We start from the raw sequence: 1,186 nt of genomic DNA, 5'->3' as shown, positions 1-1,186 counted from the left end.
TTGGGTTGCAGCCAGTTCATCAAACTAAGCAAACTCTGGTTTTTCACTGTTTATTCAAGATTTGTTCGTATTTCTTAATTATAGGTAAAATTACAGGTATTTTCAACTGCATGAAGTACAATCAGTAAACAGCATTGAAATCGGCACTTGTTGAAGACTTTGACCAAATCACTGACAAAGATATCAGAAATTGGTTGACGAGCTTGTTGTTACTGTACCTGAAGCTAAGGGTCTTTTCTTACCAGCGAATCATTGAACAGCAACGAATCCGATCGATTCTGTTTCACTTTTTCAGCAGTTGTCCAACCACCGCTCTCATTAATGCGATCCTTAAGTTTGTTAGGACATTCTTGGCGAATTTCAGATAATGTATCATACCATCTCGGTCGATTGATAAAAGTCGCACCCTCTGGACTCCAAGCTGCTTCAAACACCATTCCGGTGTTGGCAGTTTTCTTTTGAATACCAAGCACGTCATAAATGTCAATGGGAGTCCCTTCTCGCGTGTGGCCTTTGCCGTTGCCGCAGTAATCGGCCCGTGTCATGCGCGTGCAAGCTTGGTGATAGTCTCGGAGTGACTTTCCATTGACATTCTTCCAAGGTTTGTAGCCGAAGCGAACGCACTTAGCTAGAACTCCACTCGTACAGCCTAATGTCACGAGCTCGCTGGATTCAGTGTGCTTTCCTGTCTCATCCCACGAACCCGTCAGCGGAATTGCCTTGGCGACATTCTCGGCATCAGGAGTACACAAATTCTTCCATTTAGAATCAGCAGAATCTAGATAAAAGACTGTATAAAGATAGGTTTCCTTTTCGGGATCTTTTGGGTCTAGTTCAACATCTTTGATTTGAAAATTCAGCTTTCTCCCCTGCTCGTCAACGGCGTTAAACTGTGCGCCTTTTAAGTCTTTGCCTTTAACAATTTCAGTCTTCTGGGCAGTCGCGCTGGTGTCTAGTTCGGTTTTATAAGTGCTGTTTTGCTTCTTTGCAAACACTCCACAGCTAACAAGCAACACCGGAAAAACAACAACAAAACTGTATATAAAAGTCTTTTTCATAGTTTCAAATTCTGCCAGGGGTTCAGATATCCGGCTTCTTTGATACCAATTTTTTATGAGGCTGCATAGAATCCGATCCCCCCTAGCCCCCCTTAATAAGGGGGGGACAAGATTCTTCTCAAAGTCCC

Annotated in this window: 1 protein-coding gene; it reads right to left on the bottom strand. The window is 43.2% G+C overall.

The genetic code is table 11. The features are described from left to right. Positions 1-224: 224 nt before the first annotated feature. The gene (locus QT974_RS34580) at positions 225-1,058 is read right to left on the bottom strand and encodes an ADYC domain-containing protein (RefSeq protein WP_333472853.1); all 834 of its coding nucleotides are present in this window, start codon (positions 1,056-1,058) and stop codon (positions 225-227) included. Positions 1,059-1,186 lie beyond the last annotated feature (128 nt).

The sequence above is a fragment of the Microcoleus sp. BM001215392 genome (genome assembly GCF_036700185.1).
In the GTDB taxonomy this organism is placed as follows: Bacteria; Cyanobacteriota; Cyanobacteriia; order Cyanobacteriales; family Microcoleaceae; genus Microcoleus.
This window is presented reverse-complemented; position numbering and strand designations above follow the sequence as displayed.

Excerpts from the sequence above, each read along its gene's own strand:
- QT974_RS34580 (WP_333472853.1), bottom strand. The coding sequence starts at position 1,058 with ATGAAAAAGACTTTTATATACAGTTTTGTTGTTGTTTTTCCGGTGTTG.